Here is a 20577-nt window from a genome sequence, read left to right as displayed (position 1 = left end):
TCATCTCAAACGGCTGGAAAGGCAGGGCGCCGACTTTATCACGAGGCGCGCCAAACCCGCGTTAACGGTTGCTCGTCGGCGGCGCTGGCGGGGCCGATGGCGCAGCGCCCAGACCCGCCACGCAGGCCACCGCCGCCACTGCCAGCAGGCTGCAAAACAGCGCCAGCGGCCAGGCCTGGGTACTGCTTAACAGGCTGGCCGCGCCGCCAATCATGGCCGCCATTAGCTGATGAATAAACCCGCTCAGCGCCATGGCATAGGCACCGCTGACGGGCGCGCGATCGTTGGCTACCGCCAGGCTCACCGGGTAGGTCATCGACTGGCCGAACACCGCCAGGCAGTACGGCAACCAGAACCACAGCGCCAGCGCAGTGGCGAGCAGACTGCCGAGCAGCATGCTGGCGGTGCCCACCAACACCAGCGCGACGCCCCAGGCCATCATCGGTCGTTGTCCGGTGCGCACCACCCAGCGATTGACCACCAGCGCGCCGAACAGATACGCCGCGCTGATTGGCCAGCCCAGCAGCCCGTATTCGATCGCGCTCCAGTGGAACGGCCCTTGGAAAATCACCGGCGCCTGGGTGTTGAACGCGATGATCACCCCATACCCGAGGCCACCGGCCAGAGCCGCCAGTAAAAACTCGCGGTGCTGCACGATGCGCCCATAGTGGCGCCAGCTCGACGCGCCTTCAGCCGTGCGCTCCAGGGTGGGAAAGGTGATGCGCAGAATGATCGCGGCCATGCCCAGACTCACCGCGCCCAGCCCGAAGAAAATCGCCTGCCAGCCCAGCAACGCCTGAATCAGTGAGCCCAGGTATTGGCCGATGCCCAAGGCAATCACGAACGAGATGGAAATCCACGACAGCGCCCGAGCCAATTCGGCCCCGCTGAAGGTGTCGCGGATCAGCACCCGCGCCATTACCGAAATCCCGCTGGCGCCAATGCCTTGTACCAGGCGCCAGACCAGAAATGCCTCGAGGCTGCTGCTGGCCGGCAGCAACAGGTTGGCCACCCCGTACAGGGTCAGTGCCGCCAGCAATACCGGTTTGCGCCCCAGCCGCTGGCCGAGGCTGCCCCAGAACAGCATCGGCAGCGCCATGCCCACCAGGTACGCCGCCAGCCCCCACGCCGCGTGCGAAGGCTCCGCGCCCAGGTCGCGGGCGATGTCGGGCAGCGCCGGCAGGTAAATACTCATGCCCAACTGGGCGAGAAACACGGTGCAGCAGGTGACGAGCAGGGTGGTTCGGCTCTTCATGGCAGGCCTTGGGTGAGTTCAACCGCGGATGTCCCGACCCTAGCGTGCGGCGGGCTAGTGGCAAAAAAGTTGAATGGTGTCTGGCTGCACGGCGGCGCGCAAGATGATCTTGATGAAGCTTTTGCCCTCGGAATAACCCGCCGACCGGGTCGTGCGCGCACGGCGAATGGCTCCGAACCGACGCTGAAGTGTTGACGGCGAACGGCAGTATGTTGCTGACTTGCCTGTCACCGACCTCCCGCCATCGAGCCCCCCATGCTGCAAAAAAGCCTGATCCGCCGCCTCGATCTGATCACCCTGCAACTGTTCGTCGCCGTGCACGAAGAAGGTACGTTGACCCGTGCCGCCGCGCGCGAGGCGATTGCGGTGTCGGCGGCGAGCAAGCGGCTGATGGAGTTGGAGGAGGCGTTGGGCATCAGTTTGTTCGCGCGTCAGGCCAAAGGCATGACCCTGACGCCCGCCGGGGAAACCTTGTTGCACCACGCACGGCAGATGCTGTTCAACGTCGAGAAAATGGGCCTGGAACTGGGCGAGCACAGTCACGGGGTGCGCGGTTATGTGCGGATGCTCGGCAACCTGTCGGCGATCATTCAGTTTTTGCCGGAGGACCTGCGCGGTTTTTCTGCGCTGCACCCAGAGGTCAAGACCGACCTCGAAGAACGGCCCAGCAGCGGGGTGATCCAGGGCGTGCTCGATGGCGTGGCGGATTTGGGCATCTGCTCCAGCGACAGCGACGTAAAGGGTTTACACAGCGTGCTCTATCGCCGCGACAAACTGGTGGTAGTTATGCCTGCCGATCACCCGTTGGCCAGGCATTCGGCACTGGCGTTCGCCGACACCTTAGGCAGCGACTACGTCGGCCTGCACGCCGCCAGTTCGATCAACCAGCGCACCCACGCTGCCGCGCGCGAGGCCGGCAAGCTGCTGCGGGTGCGCATTCATGTGCCAGGTTTTGACGCCGTGTGCCGGATGGTCCAGGCCAACATGGGCATCGGTATCCTGCCGCAGAAAGCCTACGAATTGTTCGGCCACGCACTGGGCCTGCACGCGGTGCCGCTGACCGATGAGTGGTCGGATCGCTCGCTGATTCTGGTGGTGCGCGACGAGGCGCGGCTGTCGCCGGTCAGCCGCTTGCTGTTTGAGTATTTGCAGACGCAGGGCTGAGATTTTCGCTGCTCGGGCGGGACTCTTCGCGAGCAGGCTCGCTCCCACAGGGGGGGATGCAGTCAACCTGAAGCCGCAAGCAGCGTTCGCGTTTGGCGAACGACCCTTATCCACAGACGGTTGGATTCCCGACGGCGGCATCCTCTACCTTGGCCCCATTCCAAGAACAACAGAGGCTCTCCCAATGACTGCCCCCAATCCTGCGCCGCTGAGCGCTCTTAAAGTGATCGAGATCGGCACCCTGATTGCCGCGCCGTTCGCTGCGCGCATGCTGGCCGAATTCGGCGCCGAGGTGATCAAGATCGAAGCCATGGGCCAGGGCGATCCCCTGCGCAAATGGCGCAAGCTGCACGAGGGCACCTCGTTGTGGTGGTACCTGCAATCGCGCAACAAAAAATCCCTGGCGCTGGACCTCAAATCCCCGGAAGGCATCGACCTGGTCAAGCAACTGGCGACCAGCGCCGACGTGCTGATCGAAAACCTGCGCCCCGGCGCCCTGGAAAAACTCGGCCTCGGCTGGGACGTGCTGCACGCCCTCAACCCTAACCTGACGCTGGTGCGCATTTCCGGCTACGGCCAGACCGGCCCATACCGCGACCGTCCGGGTTTCGGCGCGATCGGCGAGGCCATGGGCGGCATCCGCTACACCACGGGCACCCCCGGCTCACCGCCGGCGCGGGTCGGTGTCAGCCTCGGCGATTCGCTGGCCTCGCTGCACGCGGTGATCGGCGCGCTGATGTCGGTGCTGCGGGTCAAGACCGGGCAGGGCGGCGGCCAAGTGGTCGACGTGTCGCTGGCGGAAAGCGTGTTCAACGTGATGGAAAGCCTGGTGCCGGAATACGACCTGCTCGGTCACGTCCGCGAGCGCAGCGGCGGTGCCTTGCCGGGCATCGCGCCGTCCAACACTTACCTGACTGCGGACGGCGCCTACGTGGTGATCGCCGGCAACAGCGATCCGATCTACAAGCGCCTGATGGCGGTGATCGGCCGTCAGGATCTGGCCGACGCCCCGGAATTTGCCCACAACGACGGGCGCGCCGCCAAGAGCGGTGTGCTCGACGCCGCCATCACCCACTGGACCAGCAGCCTGCCGATCGAGCACGTGCTGAGCGCGCTGCAGGACGCCGAAGTGCCGGCCGGGCGCATTTACTCGGTGGCCGATATCGTCACCGATCCGCATTACCAGGCGCGGGAGATGTTGCTCGACGCCGAACTGCCGGGCGGCACGTCGGTGAAGATGCCTGGCATTGTGCCGAAACTGTCGGAAACCCCGGGCGGGGTCAATTGGTCCGGGCCGTCGCTGGGGCAACACACGGATTCGATCCTCGCGGACCTTGGCTTCACCGGCCATGACATCGAACGCCTGAAAGCCGAAGGGGTAGTGCAATGATCACTGACTATTCGCACACTCTGATCGTCCAGGAAGTCTCGCCCCGGGACGGCTTGCAGATCGAACCGACCTGGGTCGAAACCCTCGACAAAATCGCCCTGATCGACCAGTTATCGCTGGCCGGTTTCAGCCGCATCGAAGCCGGCTCGTTTGTCTCGCCCAAAGCCATCCCGGCCTTGCGCGACGGCGAACAAGTGTTCACCGGCATCACTCGGCAACCGGGGGTGATTTACGTGGCGCTGATCCCCAACCTCAAGGGCGCGCAGCGGGCACTCAGCGCTGGCGCCGATGAGCTGAACCTAGTGATGTCCGCCAGCCAGACTCACAACCGCGCCAACATGCGCATGAGTTGTGAAGAATCCTTGGCGGCGTTCGCAGAGATCGTCTCGTTCGCGCAGGGCAGCGGCGTGCGCCTGAACGGCAGCATCGCCACCACCTTCGGTTGCCCGTTCGAAGGCAACATCGATGAAGACCGCGTGCTGCAAATCGTCGACGCCTATCAGCAACTCGGCATCCAGGGCATTAGCCTGGCGGACACCACCGGCATGGCCAACCCGCGCCAGGTGGACCGACTGGTTCGGCGGGTGCTTGAACGCGTGTCGCCGGCCGACCTGACCTTGCACTTCCACAACACTCGCGGCCTGGGGTTGTGCAACGTGCTGTCCGCCTACGAGGCCGGCGCCCGACGCTTCGACGCCGCGCTGGGCGGGCTCGGCGGCTGCCCGTTCGCCCCCGGCGCCTCGGGCAACATCTGCACCGAAGACCTGGTCAACCTGTGCGACGAAGTCGGTATCCACACCGGCATCGACTTGCTGTTGCTGCTGAAACTGTCCCGCGGTTTGCCGGCACTGCTGGGCCACGAAGTGCCGGGGCAACTGGCCAAGGCTGGGCGCAATTGTGATCTGCATCCAGTGCCGTCCTGACTGACCACGCAAAAACCATGCGGAGCGAGCCTGCTCGCGAAGACGTCAGTCCGGCCACCCTTCATATGACTGACCCATCGCTTTCGCGAGCAAGCTCGCTCCCACAGAAGCGCTGCAAACCCGAAAAACCAGACAACAAAAACAATCGGACACCCACGGGAAGTCCGCCTGGAGATTACCAATGAGCCTCAACGTACTGGAGGCCGGCGCGAGCCCGGCCGTGAACCACGATGCCGAAAAAGCCCTGGTCAGCAAAGTCGCCTGGCGCCTGATGCCGCTGGTCATGGTGTGTTATCTGTTCGCCTTTTTCGACCGCATCAACATCAGCTTCGCCAAATTCCAGTTGCAGGCCGACCTGAGCCTGAGCGACACCGCTTACGGCCTCGGCGCCGGGCTGTTCGTGGTCGGTTATGTGCTGTTCGAAGTGCCCAGCAACATGATGCTGTACAAGGTCGGCGCACGGCGCTGGATCGCCCGGATCATGATGTCGTGGGGCGTGGCGACGGCGCTGATGGTGTTCGTCAACAGCGAATGGCAGTTCTACGCGCTGCGCTTTGTGATTGGCGCTATGGAGGCCGGTTTTGCGCCGGGCGTGCTGTATTACCTGACGCTGTGGTTCCCGCAGCACTATCGCGGGCGTATCACCTCAATGCTGTTTCTCGCCTCGGCATTCGCCGGCCTGGTGGGCGCACCGTTCTCGGGGCTGGTGCTCGAGCATCTGGACGGCGTGATGCAAATGCGCGGCTGGCACTGGTTGTTCCTGCTCGGCGGCGTGCCATGCGTCGGCCTCGGGGTGCTGGTGTTGCTGCTGCTCAAGGACCGCATCGAAGATGCGCACTGGCTGACCCCCGCAGAGAAAACCCTGCTGGCCAGCCGCATCGCTCACCACGAACCGCACAAGAGCGGCGGCTCGTTGCTGGCGGCGCTGAAGATTCCGGGGTTCCTGACCCTGGGCCTTATCTACTTCCTGATTCAGGTCGCGTCCTACGGTTTGAATTTCTGGGCACCGCAATTGATCCGCAGCGCCGGCACCGAGAGCCCGGTGATGATCGGCCTGCTGACGGCCATCCCGTATGTGTGCGGGGCGATCAGCATGGTGGTGATCGGGCGTCTGTCGGATGCCACCGGAGAGCGGCGCAAGTTTGTCGCCGGGCTGGTCGCGGTGGGGGCGGTGGGCTTCTTCAGTGCCGGGATCTTCGCCAACCACACCACGTTTCTGATCGTCGCCTTGGGCCTGCTGGGCGCCGGCATCATCGCCAGCATCCCGAGCTTCTGGACTTTGCCACCAAAACTACTAGCCGGCGCCGGCGCCGGTGCGGCGGGCGGGATCGCGGTGATCAACACCCTGGGCCAGTTCGGCGGCATCGTCAGCCCGGTCATGGTCGGGCGCATCAAAGACCTGACCGGCAGCACCACCCCGGCGCTTTACGTGATCGGCGTCGCCGCACTAATCGCCGTGGCACTGCTGATGTGGGGCTTGCCGCAGAAACTGCGCACGCTGGATAAGTATTGAGTTCGTCAGTCACATACCGAACCTGTGGGAGCGGGCTTGCCCGCGATGGCTATTTCACGGTCAACGATGATGTTGAATGTGCTGGCCTCATCGCGGGCAAGCCCGCTCCCACAGGGATGTGTGTCTAGCCCGCTGCCTCCGCCGGATCAATATTGTCCAGCGCCCGATTCACCGCCAATTCCCCGAGCATGATGATCTGCTGCAACGCCAGCATGGTGTTGCGCTGCGGGCCCTGGAGCTGGTCTGCGAAATCACTGGCCATGACACTGGCCGACGCCAGGGATTCGCAGGCTTGCACCAGCAGGGTTTCGTTATTGATGCCGGGCGCGATCATAAACAGCGTGCTGGGCTGGCGCGGCGGGGCGGCGTCGGTGCGCGGGTTGAGGTAATGATCGAGGGCGCGGTCAGCGGCTTCGTGGAGTTTTTTTGGATCGAGGGAAGAGTAGGGGGAAATGTCGTCGGTTTCTGGGGGATTGGGGGTTGGTTTGATCATCGTCTTCTTTTCCTTGAATGAAGCTGCCATTCCCGAGCTACTAAACAAGGGGTGGCGGCTGGACACAGGTTAGTAGACCGGGGAATCGAAGAAAGCCGGCGCGCCCGAAAGCGCCCTGTGTACAGCCACCATCAAGTGCAGGTAATTGAATACCTGTCTGACGGACACCTGTGCACTCTTCAATACCGCGGGCTACTAAACCCGACCACTGATGAGCAGTGGCCGGCAAACGATAAAGACCCGCGCCAAGGCGCACAAGCCGGCGGATTCTGGCGCAGGTGTAGGCAAAGGCGCAAGGATGTGTAGCCGGCGGACTTCAATCAATCACCCTTCTTAAACACAACGAAATAACCCTTGTGGGAGCGACCCTGCTCGCGAAAGCGGTAGTTCAGTCACATCACTGCCGAACATGTCGACGTCTTCGCGAGCAGGCTCGCTCCCACAGGGATTTTCGGTGGTTTCGGGAGCTTCATTGGCTTGAATGAGCCCATTGAGCAGCGGATAGTGCACAACTGCCCAGTCCCGGACCCAGGTAACCGCGCATGCTCACCGGCCTCAACCACCTCACCCTCGCCGTCACCGACCTGCCCCGCAGCATCGCCTTCTATCACGACCTGCTGCAGCTCCGGCTGGACGCGACGTGGGACAACGGCGCCTATTTATCGTTGCCGGGATTGTGGTTGTGCCTGTCCCTCGATCCGTTGCGCCAGCCAGAGCCGGCGGCGGATTACACCCATTACGCGTTCAGCATTGGCGAAGCGGATTTTGCGGCGTTCGAGGCGCGGATGCGGATGGCGCGGGTGGTGGAGTGGCGCGATAACCGCAGTGAAGGGGCGTCGTTTTATTTCCTCGACCCCGACGGGCACAAACTCGAAGCGCACGTCGGTGATTTGCCCTCGCGGCTGGCGGCCTGTCGGGCAAAACCCTACGCGGGCATGCGTTTTTTCGACGAAGCTTGATCGGACAAGTCAGTCGCCGTTCGTCGCGGCACCGCCAAGTTTTTTTAAACCTTTGCGCCAATGGAAATTCACAATCTATGCAGGCGCAGCCCACGGCCGGGCCTGCATCGATCATCACCAAGAGGTAGAGAATCATGCCTAATTCAAGGAACTCGAACTCGGGAAACTTCGCCAACGATCGAACGAAGGCGTCTGAAGCCGGTCGCAAAGGTGGGAAAGCCACTGAAACGACGGTCGATAAAGACCCTGCGAAAACCGATATGGGCCGCAAAGGTGGTCAGAAATCTCGGTAGTCGGTGAAGGTTGTTTTGATCAAGAGACGGGGGCGAAAGCTCCCGTTTAATTTTCGTCGAAGGAGGGCGTGACCATGAGCCGGATGGCCAGCCATTTGTGTAAAGCGGGTTTTGTCATGATGCTGGGCCTGGGCGCCAACAGCGCGTTTGCCCAGGACCCCGCGCAGTTCATCAACGAGGCGTCGGCCAAAGGCATGGCCGACATCGAAGCCAGTCGCCTGGCGCATCAGAAGTCCGAATCCAAAGAGGTCAAGGATTACACCATAGTGGTGATCAACGACCGCACCACGGCCAACCAGCACTTGGCGAAAATCGCCAAGAAGCTCGACTTGCCCATCGCCCCGCGCGAAGAAGTCGCCGACAAGGCCAAAAGCCTGATGCCTACCGTGCCCGAAGGCGAGTCGTTCGATGCCGCTTATGCCGCCAGCCAGGTGAAAGCGACTGAAGAGGCGATCCAGCAGATCCAGCAGCAAGCGCAGACCACCGACGTGCCGGAAATCAAGGCTTTCGCCGATGAAACCCTGCCAAAACTGGAAAACCACCTGCAAATGGCCAAGGCCTTGCAGGCCAGCCGTTCGGGTCGCCTGGACGGCTAAACAGCCGTCCTTCGCCTGAGCGCTTTCAGCAGTTTTTATAGTCGGGCTTGTGCTGGCCGTCGGGCGGGCTGACTTCCATCTGAATCGATTCGCCCTCGCTGAGGTTGCGGTACTGCTTCCTCAGTGCTTCCAGTTGCTTGAGATCCAGTTTCTCCAGGCCCAGCATCGCGTTCTGCGCATCCTTGGTCACCCGCAACAACTCATCAATCTTCAAATGCAAAATGTCCGTATCGCGGTTCTGCGTGTTCTGGATCAGGAACACCATCAGGAAAGTGATAATGGTGGTCGAGGTATTGATGATCAGTTGCCAGGTGTCATTGAACTGGAAAATCGGCCCGCTGATCCCCCACACCCCGATCAAAATAATCGCCCCCATAAACGTCTTCGGACTGCCAGCCCACAACGCGAGCTTTTGAGCGACTTTTGCGAATTTCATTGCCGTGTTCCTTATTGGGATGCGCTTGAACACTGAGACATCGGCGGGGCGTTGAAATTTCTTTTTACAAACTCGCGAGCTGGTTTGTCTGGATCGCGCCGACAGGGCCACGCGAACGCAGGTTGCGGTAGGCTAAGCACTCGATCAAAGACGAGGAACACGCGATGAGTTGGTCCGCCAAACAGTACGTAGCCTTTGAAGACGAGCGCACCCGCCCGGCCCGTGATTTGCTGGCCGCTGCGGCGGGCGCGAATGCGCGGTCGGCGGTGGACATCGGCTGCGGGCCGGGCAATTCCACGGAGTTGCTGGTAGAGATGTTCCCCGAGGCCAAGGTGCTTGGGCTCGACAGCTCGCCGGACATGCTCGGCGCCGCGCGCAAGCGCTTGCCGGCGGTGCGTTTCGAGCAAGTGGATATCGGTACTTGGGACAACCCCGGGCCGTTCGATGTGATCTTTGCTAACGCCGTGCTGCAATGGCTGCCCGACCACGCCACGCTGTTGCCGTCGCTGGTCAGCAAACTGGCGCCGGGCGGACGCCTGGCGATTCAGATGCCGGACAACCTCGACCAACCCTCGCACCGCGCCATGCGCGACGTCGCCGCTGACGGGCCGTGGGCCGACACACTGGCGAGCGCCGCCGGACAGCGCACCGGGATCGCCAGCGCCAGCGAGTATTACGCGATGCTCAAACCGCACTGTGCCCGCGTCGATATCTGGCGCACCACCTATCACCATCCGCTGAAGGACGGCGCGGCCGGCGTGGTGGAGTGGTTCAAGGGTAGTGGGCTGCGACCGTTTCTTCAGCCGCTGGATGAGGCGCAACGCGCGCAATATCTGCAGCGGTATCTGGAGAGAATCCAGCAGGCTTATCCAACTTTGGAAGACGGCAGCGTGCTGCTGCCGTTTCCGCGGTTGTTCATGGTGGCGACGCGATAACTACGCCGGTAACGGAAAGGCCAACCCACCAGACCGACCTTTGCGCATAGGCGTTAACCCTGCTGCAACACCTTTAATGCGGCAGAAGCAAGGAACCCGGAACGGCTCTTCTCCTCCGGATGATGCAGCACGTATTCATCGATCCGGTTGAGCAGGTAACCGGGCAAGGTGATGTTGAGTTTCTGCGCCTTGCCCAGGTATTTGGTGACATCGATGTCTACCAGCGCCCACGTGCAACCGGCGTACGTTGGATTGGCGGCATGCAGGGTGACTGTGTTGGCGACCGGGATGGCCGAGCCGTCTTCGGCAAGGATCTCGAAGTGGCCTTCGATGGCCTCGCGGGCCATGGCAATGGCGTCATCCAGGTCGTCCCCGGCGGAAAAGCAGCCGGAAATATCCGGCACTTCGACGCCCCAGGCCTGTTCATCATTGCCGCTTGAAATAGCGATCGGGTAAAGCGTGTTCGGTGTCCTCCAGGGACTCTGTGCGACGGGGCTCTTGGAGCAATGCCTGTTGCAAAATACTGATGGCCGTTTTTTTGAGCAGATCCTTTTTTGGATGGGGAACGGTGACGGGTGTGCTGAGGTGGTTACTATGCCCACCAAAATCTGTTGTTCAATATCGGACCGCCCGACCGATAGATCCGATGTGCGTTGAAGATCGCTTTGGCCAGTGTGGAGAGCATTCGAACGCAGGTGTTGCGTGCCCGTTTTTCTGTATGTCGAGGTTTTACCAGCAAAAAATGAGCGTAAGAAATGAGACGCCCGGCCCCGACCATGATTCGCAATGCTGTTGCCGTTCGGCATTGGGGCCGCGTTTGCGTTGATGCTGTTTGCCACCCTCGCGATCGTCGCGAAGTTTTTCCGAACTGCGGTCTGCTGAATCCCACCCACAAAAAAACCGGCCACTCTGGACCGGTTTTTTGTGTTTCTGCATCCCCCGTCAAACTGCAACTGACGTGGAACTGAAAGAGAGTGGAGCGGGTGAAGGGAATCGAACCCTCGTTATCAGCTTGGGAAGCTGGAGTAATGCCATTATACGACACCCGCTCAGAGCGGCTGACTTTGTACCAGAAGTGCGCGGGGATTTGAAGTTTTCTTTGCAGATTCTGTGTTCGGCGATTGAAAACTACGGTCTTCAAAGAACGGTCTTCACCAGCAAGCCTCGCCTTCACGAACTCGGATTCATGAACGCGGGCTTGCGGGTGTCGACGCGGTTTCAGAGGGCCAGTGCATGGTGTTCCTGGACGTAGTGGTAACGCGGTCGGCTTTCGTGCCGTTGCGGTTTCAGGAAGCCGAGCAGGGCGTTGCGGCTGTCCTGGCAGGCGGATTTGTGTTCCATGTCGAGGAAGTGCCCGGTGGCTTGCAGTGTGCTGAAGCTGCTGTGTTTGACGTGGTTGCCGAACACCCTGGCGCCGTCGGCACAGGTGTATTCGTCCCATTCGCCGTTCATGAACAGCACCGGTATGTCGATTTTTTCCGCCGCTCGGAGGTAGCACTGGCGATCGCTGCTGAGCACGTCGTTGATGTGGAAGTGCATCTGTCCGTATTCGTGTTCGGCCAGGTTGCTGACGTGTCGATAGTTGAAGCGTTTGAACAGCGACGGCAAGTGTTTGCCGATGGTGCTGTTGACCAGATGCCCGACGCGGTCACCATCGCGGCTGCCGAGGTAGTGACTGCCGCGTTCGAGGTAGTCGCGCATCGGTTCGTTGATCACCGGCGAGAACGAGCTGATCACCGCTTTTTCGATCCGTCGTGGCCGGTGTGACAGCGCCACCAGCGTCGCGGCGCCGCCCCAAGAGAACGACAGCACGTGTTCGGCGGCGAATTGGTCGATCAGCTCCAGCAGGATCTGCCCTTCGGTGTCTTTGGTCAGTGGTTTTTCATGGCGATTGTGGATTTTCGACTTGCCCGCATAGGGCTGGTCGTAGGCCACGACATTGAATTGCGGATGGAGGTTCTTGACGGTCTGTGCAAACGACGCAGTGGTGGCCATCGAGCCGTTGACCAGAATAATGGTCTTTTCTGCGGCGTCTGCGCGATAGAACTCCGTGTAAACCCGATACTGACCTTGTATATCCAGCACAGCGATTTCTGGCCTCATGTCATAAGACTCCTGGCAAGCGGGTATGCGCGCAAATGAGATTGCACGAGCTTTGTGACAGGTAGGCATATGCCTGAAACGATGGGGGCCCATGTCGATCCGGACGGCAGGTCGACGGGTATTGTTATAGGCGGGCAGTTTGCCGGGGGAAGACGGAACCTGAGGGTTCTCTGCCGGCAAAAAGTTTCTTAGAGGTATGGAGTGACTCGTCGGTCACAAATCGGCCGACGTCCTGATTCAAGCAGGGCTCCGGGGATCGCGCAAGTGCCGTTGGTAAATTGTTCGACACCTTCTGCTGAGCGGTCGCGCGCTTAGATCAATGCGATCTCATCGTCGCGCAAAGCACGGTATTCACCGGGTTGCAGGGCCGCGTCGAGCGTCAGCGCGCCCATGCGCTCGCGATGCAGGCGCAACACTTTGTTGCCGAAGTGGCCGAACATGCGCTTCACCTGATGGTAGCGGCCTTCGATGATGCTCAGCCGCGCCGACTTCGGCCCGAGCTGCACCAGTTCGGCGGGTTGGGTGGTGAGGTCTTCGAAGGCGAAATACAGGCCGTGGGCGAACACCTCGGCGTACGCCGGGCCGATGTCTTGCTCGGTCTCGACGTAATACACCTTGGGCAGTTTGGTCTGCGGTTGCGTCAGCCGGCGCGACCAAGTGCCGTCGTTGGTGATGATCATCAACCCGGTGGTGTTGAAGTCCAGGCGCCCGGCGATGTGCAGGTCGTGCTTGTCCTGTTCGTCGATCAGGTCGAGCACCGTCGGGTGCTGCGGATCGCGGGTGGCGCTGACGCAACCGGCGGGTTTGTGCAGCATGAAAAAACGCGGCGGCTTGCCGGCTTGCAGCAATTCACCGTCGACTTCGACGCGGCTGAATTCCCGCACGTCGAAGTGTGGATCGCGCACCACCTGGCCGTCGACCCGAACGCGGTTTTCCACCAGCAGCAGACGTACCTGCTGACGGTTGAAGCGGGGCAGGTTGCTGAGGAACCGATCGACGCGCATGTCAGGCCTTGGGTGCCTGAGCAGCGCGCAATTGCGCGTCCACCTGGGCACAGCGCGGGCAGAGGCAGGCGGCGTTGCGCAACTCGGCCGGCAGCGCTTGCAGCACGGCCGGGTCGATCGTTACGCCGTAGCACCAACAGGCCTGGTCGGCGGTTCGCGGGTCGGCCAGGCTGCAGTCGTTGCGCGAGCCACAGGCCGGGCAGAGTTGCGGTTGCTCATTCATAACGGGAGTGGGGCATTTCCACGCAGGTGCGGTTACGGCCAGCTTGCTTGGCCCGGTACATCGCATGATCGGCCCGCGACAGCAGGCTGTGCAAGGTGTCGTCGGCTTGCAGGCTGGTGACGCCAATGCTCACGGTCAGTTGCAGGGATTTGCCATCGTAGGCGTAGCGCTGTTGCTCGACATGCTGGCGAATCTTCTCGGCAATTTTGTGCCCGGTGTCGCCGTCGGTGTCCTTGAGCAGCACGATGAACTCTTCACCGCCCCAGCGGCAGACGATGTCGGCGTGACGCAGACAGCTTTCGAGGTCGCGGGCGAACCCGGCCAGCACCTGGTCGCCGGCCAGATGGCCGTGGGTGTCGTTCAAGGCTTTGAAATGGTCGAGGTCCAGCAGCATCGCGGTCAGCGGCTTGGGCTCGCGTTGCGCTTCGTGCATCGCCTGGGCCGCCAACAAGTCAAAACCACGGCGGTTCGGCAGGTCGGTCAGGCTGTCGAGGGTGGCCTGGGCGTGGATGCGTCGCTGGTAGCGGCTAATCACGCGGTTGAGCAGAAACAGCACACTCAGGGTCACCACCAGGCAGATCAGCAGGTTGAGGTACAGCGACTGGCGGATCTCGCTGAGGGCGCCGTCCTCGCGTTTGTCGACGAACAGGTACCAGTTCAGCTCGGGAATGAAGCGCACATTGAGGAAGTGCCCCTGGCCGTGGGACGAATATTCGTAGCTGCCGCTGTGGGGTTTCGGCAGGCGCGCCTGCAGGTCTTTCATGCTGTCGAGTTCATGCAGGGTTTGCCCGACCTGCGCGCCTTCGGGGCCGCCCTCGGCGCCGGTCAGCACCAGGCGGCCGAAGGTGTCGACGAAATACACGCTGCGCTGATAGCGCTGCTGGTATTTGTCGATCAGCTTGATCACCGCGTCCACGGTCAGGCCGACGCCCGCCGCGCCGATGAAGCGGTTGTGATAGTCGTAAACCTTGTAGTTGATGAAGAAGGTCAGGCTGTCCTTGTTGGCCAGGTCCGGGTCGACGTTGATCTCGTAGGGGTCTTTCATGTCGCGCACGCGGAAATACCAGGTGTCGCGCGGCTCATCGACCTTGATCTGCTTGAGCACACCTTTGGCGTGGTAGTACGTCAGGCTGCTGTCGGACACGAAAAACGCGGTGTAAGCGCCGTAGTGGGTCATCACTTCGTTTAGGTAGCGGGTCATTTGGTCGGGATCGCGCTCGCCGGCCACCACCCAGTCGCGCATGAAGGTGTCGCGGGACATCATCGAGGAAATCAGGATTGGCCGGACCAGGTCTTTCTGGATTTCCGAGTAAACGGTGTCGGAGGTCAGCGGCAATTCGGTGTTGACGATGTTGTCGCGGATCGACGTGCGCGAAGCGAAGTAACTGAGCAGCGAGGTAGCCAGAAATCCCGCGCCCAGCAGCGCAATTAACGTAAGGACCAGCGAACGTTGGGAATACAGCGGAGAGCGAAGCGGCATGACAGTTCCGTTGGCAGTGACCCGATGGAAAGCATTCTAGTGGGAGTGCGCGGAAATAACTGCGGCAATTGTGCTGAGTTCAACCATTGAAATCGTCATCGCGGCGCGGGCCCTCTTCGCGAGCAGGCTCGCTCCCACTGGTTGCAGCGTTTTTTGTGGGAGCGAGCCTGCTCGCGAAGGGTGGGCTCAACGCAGCGTGTTCAGGTACGCCCGCCAGCCGCCCAGAGAGCTGATATCCCGCGCGCTTTCCAGCCCATAGGGCTCGCAGATAAAGCCGCTTTCCCAGCGACCGTCGGCCAGTTGCACTTTGCCCAGACCCAGCGGGGCGGGAATCCCGGTAAGGAATGAGCCCAGTTCACTGCTCGGCAATTCCCACACTTCCACCTCAATCGCCACGCCGCCCTCGGCCACCCGCAGCATGCCCGGGCGCAGCGGTGGGCCGCCGGCCAGGGCATAGAGTTGGTAATCCGGTGAACTCTGGGTAACTTCTATCAGCCGCGCACCGCGTTGTTTGAGCTGCCAGTTCAGCGCCAGGCCTTCGAGGTGCGCGCCGCACACCACCAGCCGCGCGCGATCGTGGCGAGCCACGGTTTGCGGGGCCGAAGCGCTCGCACCTTGCTGGCGCTGCATGGCGTCCGCGACGCTCAGCAAGTACTGATCGGTGAAGGCGCGGCCGAACAGTGTCACGCCCCATGGCAGGCCATTGCCCATGAACCCGCTGGGCACGGCGACGGCGGCATAGTCCAGCAGGTTCATGAAGTTGGTGTAGTAACCCAGTTCGGAGTTGCGCAGCACCGGCTCGGCCGCCAGCTCGGCGAGGGTGACCGGGCGGCCGATGGTCGGCGTTAGCACGCAGTCGAGGCCTTCCAGCGCCTGGTCGCACAGGGCTTTCAAGGCTTGCAGCCGATACTGCGCGCGGAAGGTTTGCACGCCACTCACCGCTGGGGCCTTGGCCAGCACCGCGCGAATCACCGGCAGCACCGCTTCCGGGTTTTGCTCCATCAAATCGCCGGCCACGCTGTAGCGCTCGGCCACCCATGGGCCTTCGTACAGCAGGCGGGCGGCTTCGAGGAACGGCGTCAGGTCCAGCTCCACCGATTCGCCGCCTATGGCTTTCAACTTATCGATGGCATCGCCGAACATCAGCGGACCTTCCGGGCAGCCAAAAAATTCCAGGTCCTGAGCGCGGGGTACGCCGAACCGGAACGGTCGCGGCGAGCCGAACGCCGAGCCGTCGTTCCACAGCGGGTTGGCGCGGCTGTAAGCGTCACGGGGATCGTGTTTGGCGGTCAACGCCAGCAATTGACTGGCCTCCCTCGCCGTGGCGGTGAAGGTGGTGACGCAATCCAGGGTGCGACAGGCCGGCACCACGCCTGTCGTTGAGAACAGACCTTTGGTGGCTTTCAAACCGACCAGATTATTCAACGCCGCTGGCACGCGGCCGGAGCCGGCGGTGTCGGTGCCCAGGGAAAAACTCGCCACGCCCAGCGCCACTGCCAGCGACGAACCGGCGCTGGAGCCGCCCGACGGATACTCCGGCAACACGCTGTTGCGGCACACGCCGTAAGGCGAGCGGCTGCCGTTGAGGCCGGTGGCGAACTGGTCGAGGTTGGTCTTGCCCAGCGGCACCGCGCCCAGCGCCAGCAATTGCTCGACCAGCGTCGACGAGCGCTCCGGCACATAGGCAAACGCCGGGCAGGCGGCGGTGGTCGGGATGCCCGCCAGGTCGATGTTGTCCTTGATCGCGAAGGGCACGCCGTACAGCGGCAGGCTGTCGATGTCGCGACCATCGAGAGCGGCGAGATACGGCTCGAGTTCTTCGACGCTGAGCAAGTGAATGAACAGGTGATAGTCCGGGTTCAGCGCTGCGGCTTTGTCGCGCAGGCTCAGCAGCAATTGCCGGGGCGTGGTGCTGCCGTCGCGGTAGGCCGAGCGCAGGGCGTCGAGTTGCAGATTGGGGGTCATCGCTTGATCCTTTTTCAATTGAGTTCAGTCGCGTTCCAGCACCACGACCCGTTGCCCGGCGCGAACCGCCGAACCCGGTTGCACACGGATGTCGCGCACCACACCGGCGACCGGCGCGAGCAGCGGGATTTCCATCTTCATCGATTCCAGAATCACCAGCACATCGCCCGCAGCGACCGTGCTACCGACCTCGACTTGCACCTGCCAGAGGTTGCCCGCGATGTGGCTGTCGACGCTCAATTGGCCGTCGCTGAGCGCCGCGTCTTCGCTTGGTTCGACCGGGGCTTCTTCGCTGTCGAAATGCGCCTGGCCGCTGGCGATCCAGCGCTCGCGCTCGGCGTTGAACGCGCCCTGTTGCTGCTGACGGAAGGCAGCGATGGTCTCGGCTTCCTGCGCAAGGAAGGCCTGGTAATCGGCGAGGTTCAACTGGCTGTGCTCGATGCTCAACTCGAATCGCCCCAGCGGGAAGTCGCGACGGATGCGCAGCAGTTCGTCAGCGCTGACCGGGTAAAAACGGATCTGATCGAAGAAACGCAGCAACCAGGGTTTGCCGTCGAACGCGGCGACTTTGCGGTAGCGGTTCCACATCTGCAGCGTGCGCCCGACGAACTGATAGCCGCCAGGCCCTTCCATGCCGTACACGCACATGTAGGCGCCGCCGATGCCCACCGAGTTCTCGGCAGTCCAGGTGCGCGCCGGGTTGTATTTAGTGGTGACCAGCCGATGCCGTGGGTCGAGCGGGGTGGCCACCGGGGCGCCGAGGTACACGTCGCCCAGGCCCATGACCAGGTAGCTGGCGTCGAACACCGTGCGCTGCACTTCATCGAGGTTCGGCAAATCGTTAATGCGCCGGATGAACTCCAGGTTGCTCGGGCACCAGGGCGCGTCTTTGCGCACCGTGGTCATGTATTTTTCGATCGCCAATTGGCACGCCGGGTCATCCCACGACAGCGGCAAATGGACGATGCGCGACGGCACTTGCAGGTCGCGGGCAGCACACACCGCGTCCCACTCACCGGCGACGATGCCGAGCAAATCCGCCAGCGGCAGTTGCTCGGGCTGGTAGTGCACTTGCAGCGAGCGAATGCCCGGCGTCAGATCGATCACGCCGTGCAGGTGTTTGCTTTCCAGCGCCTGCATCAGCGCGTGGGCGCGGAAGCGCAGGACCAGATCGAGTTCTGGCGCGCCGATTTCCAGCAGCAGGTGGGTATCGCCGGAGAGGCGCGCAATCAGGCGTGTATCGCCGTGACCCAGCTCCAACACCACGGGCGACACAAGAACCTGTGGGAGCTGGCTTGCCAGCGATGAAATTGATGCGGTGTCTGGCCGGGCCCCATCGCTAGCAAGCCAGCTCCCACAGGTATCCCATTTATGGGCAAGTGATCGGGCAGTCTTGAGGTCTACGGGCAGGAACTGCACTTTGTCGCCAGCCTTCAATTGCCCCAACTGCCAAAGGTCCGCCTCGATCACCGTCACCGGGCATACGAAGCCGCCGAGGCTGGGGCCGTCAGGGCCGAGGATCACCGGCATGTCGCCAGTGAAATCCACCGCGCCGATCGCATAGGGGTTGTCATGGATATTCGACGGATGCAGCCCGGCCTCGCCGCCGTCGGCGCGCACCCACTCTGGCTTCGGTCCGATCAGGCGCACGCCGGTGCGGCTGGAGTTGAAATGCACTTCCCATTGGGTGGCGAAGAAGGTCTCGATGTAGCGCTCAGTGAAGTATTCCGGTGCAGCGTGCGGCCCGTAGATCACTCGAATCTGCCGCACGGCGCCGAGTTCAGTTACGTTTTCCAGCACCTGACCGACGCTGCGATCAATCAAAGGCGCCAGGTGCAACACATCGCCAGCGCGCAATGCTCGGCCGCCATGGCCGCCAAACTGGCCGAGGGTGAAGGTGCTTTTGCTGCCCAGGTAATCCGGCACTTGCAGGCCGCCGCGCAGGCACAGGTAACTGCGCGCACCGGCCCCGGCGATGGTACCTATTGCCAGGGTGGTGCCGGCCGGGATCAGCAGCGCGGTGTTCATCGGCACCGGCGCGCCGTCCAGGGTCAGCGGGATGATCGCGCCGGTGACCGCCACCACCGCGTCGCAATTGAAGCGCAATAACGGCCCGCTCATGGTGATTTCCAGCGCGGCGGCGCCTTCTTCGTTGCCCAGCAAACGGTTGCCCAGGCGTAAGGCGCGGCTGTCCATCGGCCCCGACGGCGGCACGCCCACCGCCCAGTAACCGAGGCGTCCCGGATAGTCCTGGACGCTGGTCTGGGTGCCAGCGCTGAGCACTTCGAAGGTATCGGCCTGGTAGACCAGTGCTTCCAGGCAACGGGTCCACGGCTGGCCGCTGGCGAACGGCGTGTCGAGAAGGATTTGCCGCAGGTAATCGCGGTTGGTTTCCACGCCGTACAACAGGCTGTCGCCCAAGGCCTGGTGCAGATCGGCGCGGGCCTCTTCACGGCTTGGCGCCCAACTGATGAGTTTGGCCAGCATCGGGTCGAAGTACGGCGAGATCTCGCAACCGGCGTCGACCCAAGTGTCGATGCGCAGTTTCTGGCCATCGGCGGCGGGAAAATCGACTGCCGTCAACAGCCCCGGGCTCGGCTGGAAATCTCGGCCCGGGTCTTCCGCGTACAGCCGCGCCTGGATCGCATGGCCCACCGGTTTCAGGCCCTGGCGCAAGGTGCTCAAGGGTGGCAAATCACCGGCCGCCAGTTGCACCATCCAGCGCACCAGGTCCACGCCCCACACTTGCTCGGTAACGCCGTGCTCGACCTGCAAGCGCGTATTCACTTCGAGGAAATAGAAGCGCTGGTCTTCGCTGTCGAACACGAATTCCACGGTGCCGGCGCTGCGGTAATTCACCGCTTTCGCCAGTTTGATCGCCGCCGCGCACAGCTCGTCGGCCATGCCTTTGGGCAGGTTCGGCGCCGGGGTTTCTTCCAGCACTTTCTGGTTGCGCCGTTGCACCGAACAGTCGCGCACGCCGAGGGCGATCACTTCGCCGTGGCCGTCGCCGAACACCTGCACTTCGAGGTGCCGCGCACGCTGGATGTACTTCTCGATGAACACCCCGGCGTCGCTGAAATTGTTCTGTCCCAGGCGTTTCACCGCTTCGAAAGATTCACTCAATTCGCTGGCGCTACGGCACACGCGCATGCCGATGCCGCCACCGCCAGCCGTGCTTTTGAGCATCACCGGGTAACCGATTTGCTCACCGGCCAGCAGCGCGGCGTCGAGGCCCTCGAGCAACTCGGTGCCTTCGAGCATCGGCACGCTGTGTTGCTTGGCCAAGGCGCGGGCGGTGTGCTTAAGGCCGAACACCCGCAGTTGTTCCGGCGTCGGGCCGACGAAGGCAATGCCGGCCGCTTCGCAGGCTTCGGCAAACGCGGCGTTTTCCGAGAGGAAGCCGTAGCCCGGATGAATCGCCGTGGCGCCGGAGGCGTGGGCGATGGCGAGGATTTTTTCCACCGACAAATAAGTACCGGCGGCGGCGCCTTCGCCGAGGCTATGGGCTTCATCGGCGTGCAGGATGTGCAGGCTGGCGATGTCGGCTTCGGAGTACACCGCAACGCCCTTGACCTGCAGTTCGCGCAAGGTGCGCAGGATCCGGCAGGCAATGGCGCCACGGTTGGCGATCAACAGTTTTTCAAACATGGCATGACCCCTGAAGGGGATGCGGGCCGTCCCGCAGTTTTTCGATGAGCGCCGAGGTCGTCCAGGGCGGCAGAATCAATTTTCTTGAGAACACCCACAACCTTGTGGGAGCTGGCTTGCCAGCGATGGAGATGTGTCAGGCACCCTCAATGCCGGATGGTCCGGCCACATCGCGGGCAAGCCCGCTCCTAAAG

18 protein-coding genes, 1 tRNA gene and 1 pseudogene are annotated in these 20577 nt (G+C 62.4%); 8 read left to right on the top strand and 12 right to left on the bottom strand.

What is annotated here, in order from left to right:
• Window positions 1–61 precede the first annotated feature (61 nt).
• Complete coding sequence (locus RG836_RS25460; protein ID WP_310850492.1) at window positions 62–1255, bottom strand: multidrug effflux MFS transporter; 1194 nt, start codon at window positions 1253–1255, stop codon at window positions 62–64.
• Between the two features lie 255 nt (window positions 1256–1510).
• On the opposite strand from RG836_RS25460, the gene RG836_RS25455 reads away from it, so the two are divergent.
• The 4 genes from RG836_RS25455 to RG836_RS25440 all read left to right on the top strand — a co-directional run bounded on the left by RG836_RS25455 (window position 1511) and on the right by RG836_RS25440 (window position 6245).
• Window positions 1511–2419 (top strand): LysR family transcriptional regulator, encoded by a 909-nt coding sequence (locus tag RG836_RS25455; protein ID WP_310850491.1) that lies wholly within the window; start codon window positions 1511–1513, stop codon window positions 2417–2419.
• Between the two features lie 184 nt (window positions 2420–2603).
• Window positions 2604–3809 carry a CaiB/BaiF CoA transferase family protein gene (locus RG836_RS25450; protein WP_310850490.1) on the top strand — a complete coding sequence of 402 codons (1206 nt, stop codon included), beginning with the start codon at window positions 2604–2606 and terminating at the stop codon, window positions 3807–3809.
• Window positions 3806–4732 carry a hydroxymethylglutaryl-CoA lyase gene (locus RG836_RS25445; protein ID WP_310850489.1) on the top strand — a complete coding sequence of 309 codons (927 nt, stop codon included), beginning with the start codon at window positions 3806–3808 and terminating at the stop codon, window positions 4730–4732. The genes RG836_RS25450 and RG836_RS25445 overlap by 4 nt, the downstream gene beginning before the upstream one ends.
• A 181-nt stretch (window positions 4733–4913) precedes the next feature.
• Window positions 4914–6245 carry an MFS transporter gene (locus RG836_RS25440; RefSeq protein ID WP_310850488.1) on the top strand — a complete coding sequence of 444 codons (1332 nt, stop codon included), beginning with the start codon at window positions 4914–4916 and terminating at the stop codon, window positions 6243–6245.
• A gap of 124 nt (window positions 6246–6369) precedes the next feature.
• On the opposite strand, the gene RG836_RS25435 is transcribed toward RG836_RS25440, so the two are convergent.
• Window positions 6370–6738 carry a DUF6124 family protein gene (locus RG836_RS25435; protein WP_310850487.1) on the bottom strand — a complete coding sequence of 123 codons (369 nt, stop codon included), beginning with the start codon at window positions 6736–6738 and terminating at the stop codon, window positions 6370–6372.
• A 542-nt stretch (window positions 6739–7280) separates the two neighbouring features.
• Between RG836_RS25435 and fos the strand changes: the two genes are divergently transcribed.
• The 3 genes from fos (at window position 7281) to RG836_RS25420 (ending at window position 8586) form a co-directional block, all read left to right on the top strand.
• Window positions 7281–7697: a fosfomycin resistance glutathione transferase gene (gene fos / locus RG836_RS25430; protein ID WP_310850486.1), complete on the top strand. Its 417-nt coding sequence runs from the start codon at window positions 7281–7283 to the stop codon at window positions 7695–7697.
• Between the two features lie 134 nt (window positions 7698–7831).
• The gene (locus RG836_RS25425; protein ID WP_310850485.1) at window positions 7832–7990 is read left to right on the top strand and encodes a con-10 family general stress protein; all 159 of its coding nucleotides are present in this window, start codon (window positions 7832–7834) and stop codon (window positions 7988–7990) included.
• 74 nt (window positions 7991–8064) lie between these two features.
• The gene (locus RG836_RS25420) at window positions 8065–8586 is read left to right on the top strand and encodes a DUF4142 domain-containing protein (protein ID WP_310850484.1); all 522 of its coding nucleotides are present in this window, start codon (window positions 8065–8067) and stop codon (window positions 8584–8586) included.
• A gap of 25 nt (window positions 8587–8611) precedes the next feature.
• Here RG836_RS25420 and RG836_RS25415 read toward each other — a convergent pair whose 3' ends face one another.
• Entirely contained in the window at window positions 8612–9022 is a 411-nt protein-coding gene (locus tag RG836_RS25415; protein ID WP_310850483.1) for a low affinity iron permease family protein, read from the bottom strand.
• A gap of 164 nt (window positions 9023–9186) precedes the next feature.
• On the opposite strand from RG836_RS25415, the gene tam reads away from it, so the two are divergent.
• Window positions 9187–9957: a trans-aconitate 2-methyltransferase gene (gene tam, locus RG836_RS25410; RefSeq protein WP_310850481.1), complete on the top strand. Its 771-nt coding sequence runs from the start codon at window positions 9187–9189 to the stop codon at window positions 9955–9957.
• Window positions 9958–10010: 53 nt separating this feature from the next.
• Here the strand turns inward: tam and RG836_RS25405 are convergent, their stop codons facing one another.
• The 9 genes and pseudogenes from RG836_RS25405 to uca all read right to left on the bottom strand — a co-directional run bounded on the left by RG836_RS25405 (window position 10011) and on the right by uca (window position 20383).
• Window positions 10011–10406 carry a type II toxin-antitoxin system HicB family antitoxin gene (locus tag RG836_RS25405; protein ID WP_310850582.1) on the bottom strand — a complete coding sequence of 132 codons (396 nt, stop codon included), beginning with the start codon at window positions 10404–10406 and terminating at the stop codon, window positions 10011–10013.
• Between the two features lie 52 nt (window positions 10407–10458).
• Window positions 10459–10533, bottom strand: a pseudogene (locus RG836_RS27410) (type II toxin-antitoxin system HicA family toxin); the annotation flags it as partial.
• A gap of 399 nt (window positions 10534–10932) precedes the next feature.
• A tRNA-Gly gene (locus tag RG836_RS25400) sits at window positions 10933–11006 on the bottom strand.
• Between the two features lie 169 nt (window positions 11007–11175).
• Window positions 11176–12060 (bottom strand): alpha/beta fold hydrolase, encoded by an 885-nt coding sequence (locus RG836_RS25395; protein ID WP_310850479.1) that lies wholly within the window; start codon window positions 12058–12060, stop codon window positions 11176–11178.
• Window positions 12061–12371: 311 nt separating this feature from the next.
• The gene (locus RG836_RS25390) at window positions 12372–13064 is read right to left on the bottom strand and encodes a pseudouridine synthase (RefSeq protein ID WP_310850477.1); all 693 of its coding nucleotides are present in this window, start codon (window positions 13062–13064) and stop codon (window positions 12372–12374) included.
• A 1-nt stretch (window position 13065) separates the two neighbouring features.
• Entirely contained in the window at window positions 13066–13287 is a 222-nt protein-coding gene (locus RG836_RS25385; protein WP_310850475.1) for a cysteine-rich CWC family protein, read from the bottom strand.
• Window positions 13280–14767: a sensor domain-containing diguanylate cyclase gene (locus tag RG836_RS25380; RefSeq protein ID WP_310850474.1), complete on the bottom strand. Its 1488-nt coding sequence runs from the start codon at window positions 14765–14767 to the stop codon at window positions 13280–13282. The genes RG836_RS25385 and RG836_RS25380 overlap by 8 nt, the downstream gene beginning before the upstream one ends.
• Before the next feature lie 186 nt (window positions 14768–14953).
• Complete coding sequence (gene atzF / locus RG836_RS25375) at window positions 14954–16732, bottom strand: allophanate hydrolase (RefSeq protein WP_310850473.1); 1779 nt, start codon at window positions 16730–16732, stop codon at window positions 14954–14956.
• A gap of 24 nt (window positions 16733–16756) precedes the next feature.
• Window positions 16757–20383, bottom strand: coding sequence for an urea carboxylase (gene uca / locus RG836_RS25370; RefSeq protein ID WP_310850472.1), 3627 nt, complete (start codon window positions 20381–20383; stop codon window positions 16757–16759).
• Window positions 20384–20577 lie beyond the last annotated feature (194 nt).

Origin of the sequence: Pseudomonas rhizozeae (assembly GCF_031583775.1) — a bacterium.
In the GTDB taxonomy this organism is placed as follows: domain Bacteria; phylum Pseudomonadota; class Gammaproteobacteria; order Pseudomonadales; family Pseudomonadaceae; genus Aquipseudomonas.
Note: the sequence above shows the minus strand (reverse complement) of the source record. Positions and strands in the feature narration are given on the sequence as shown.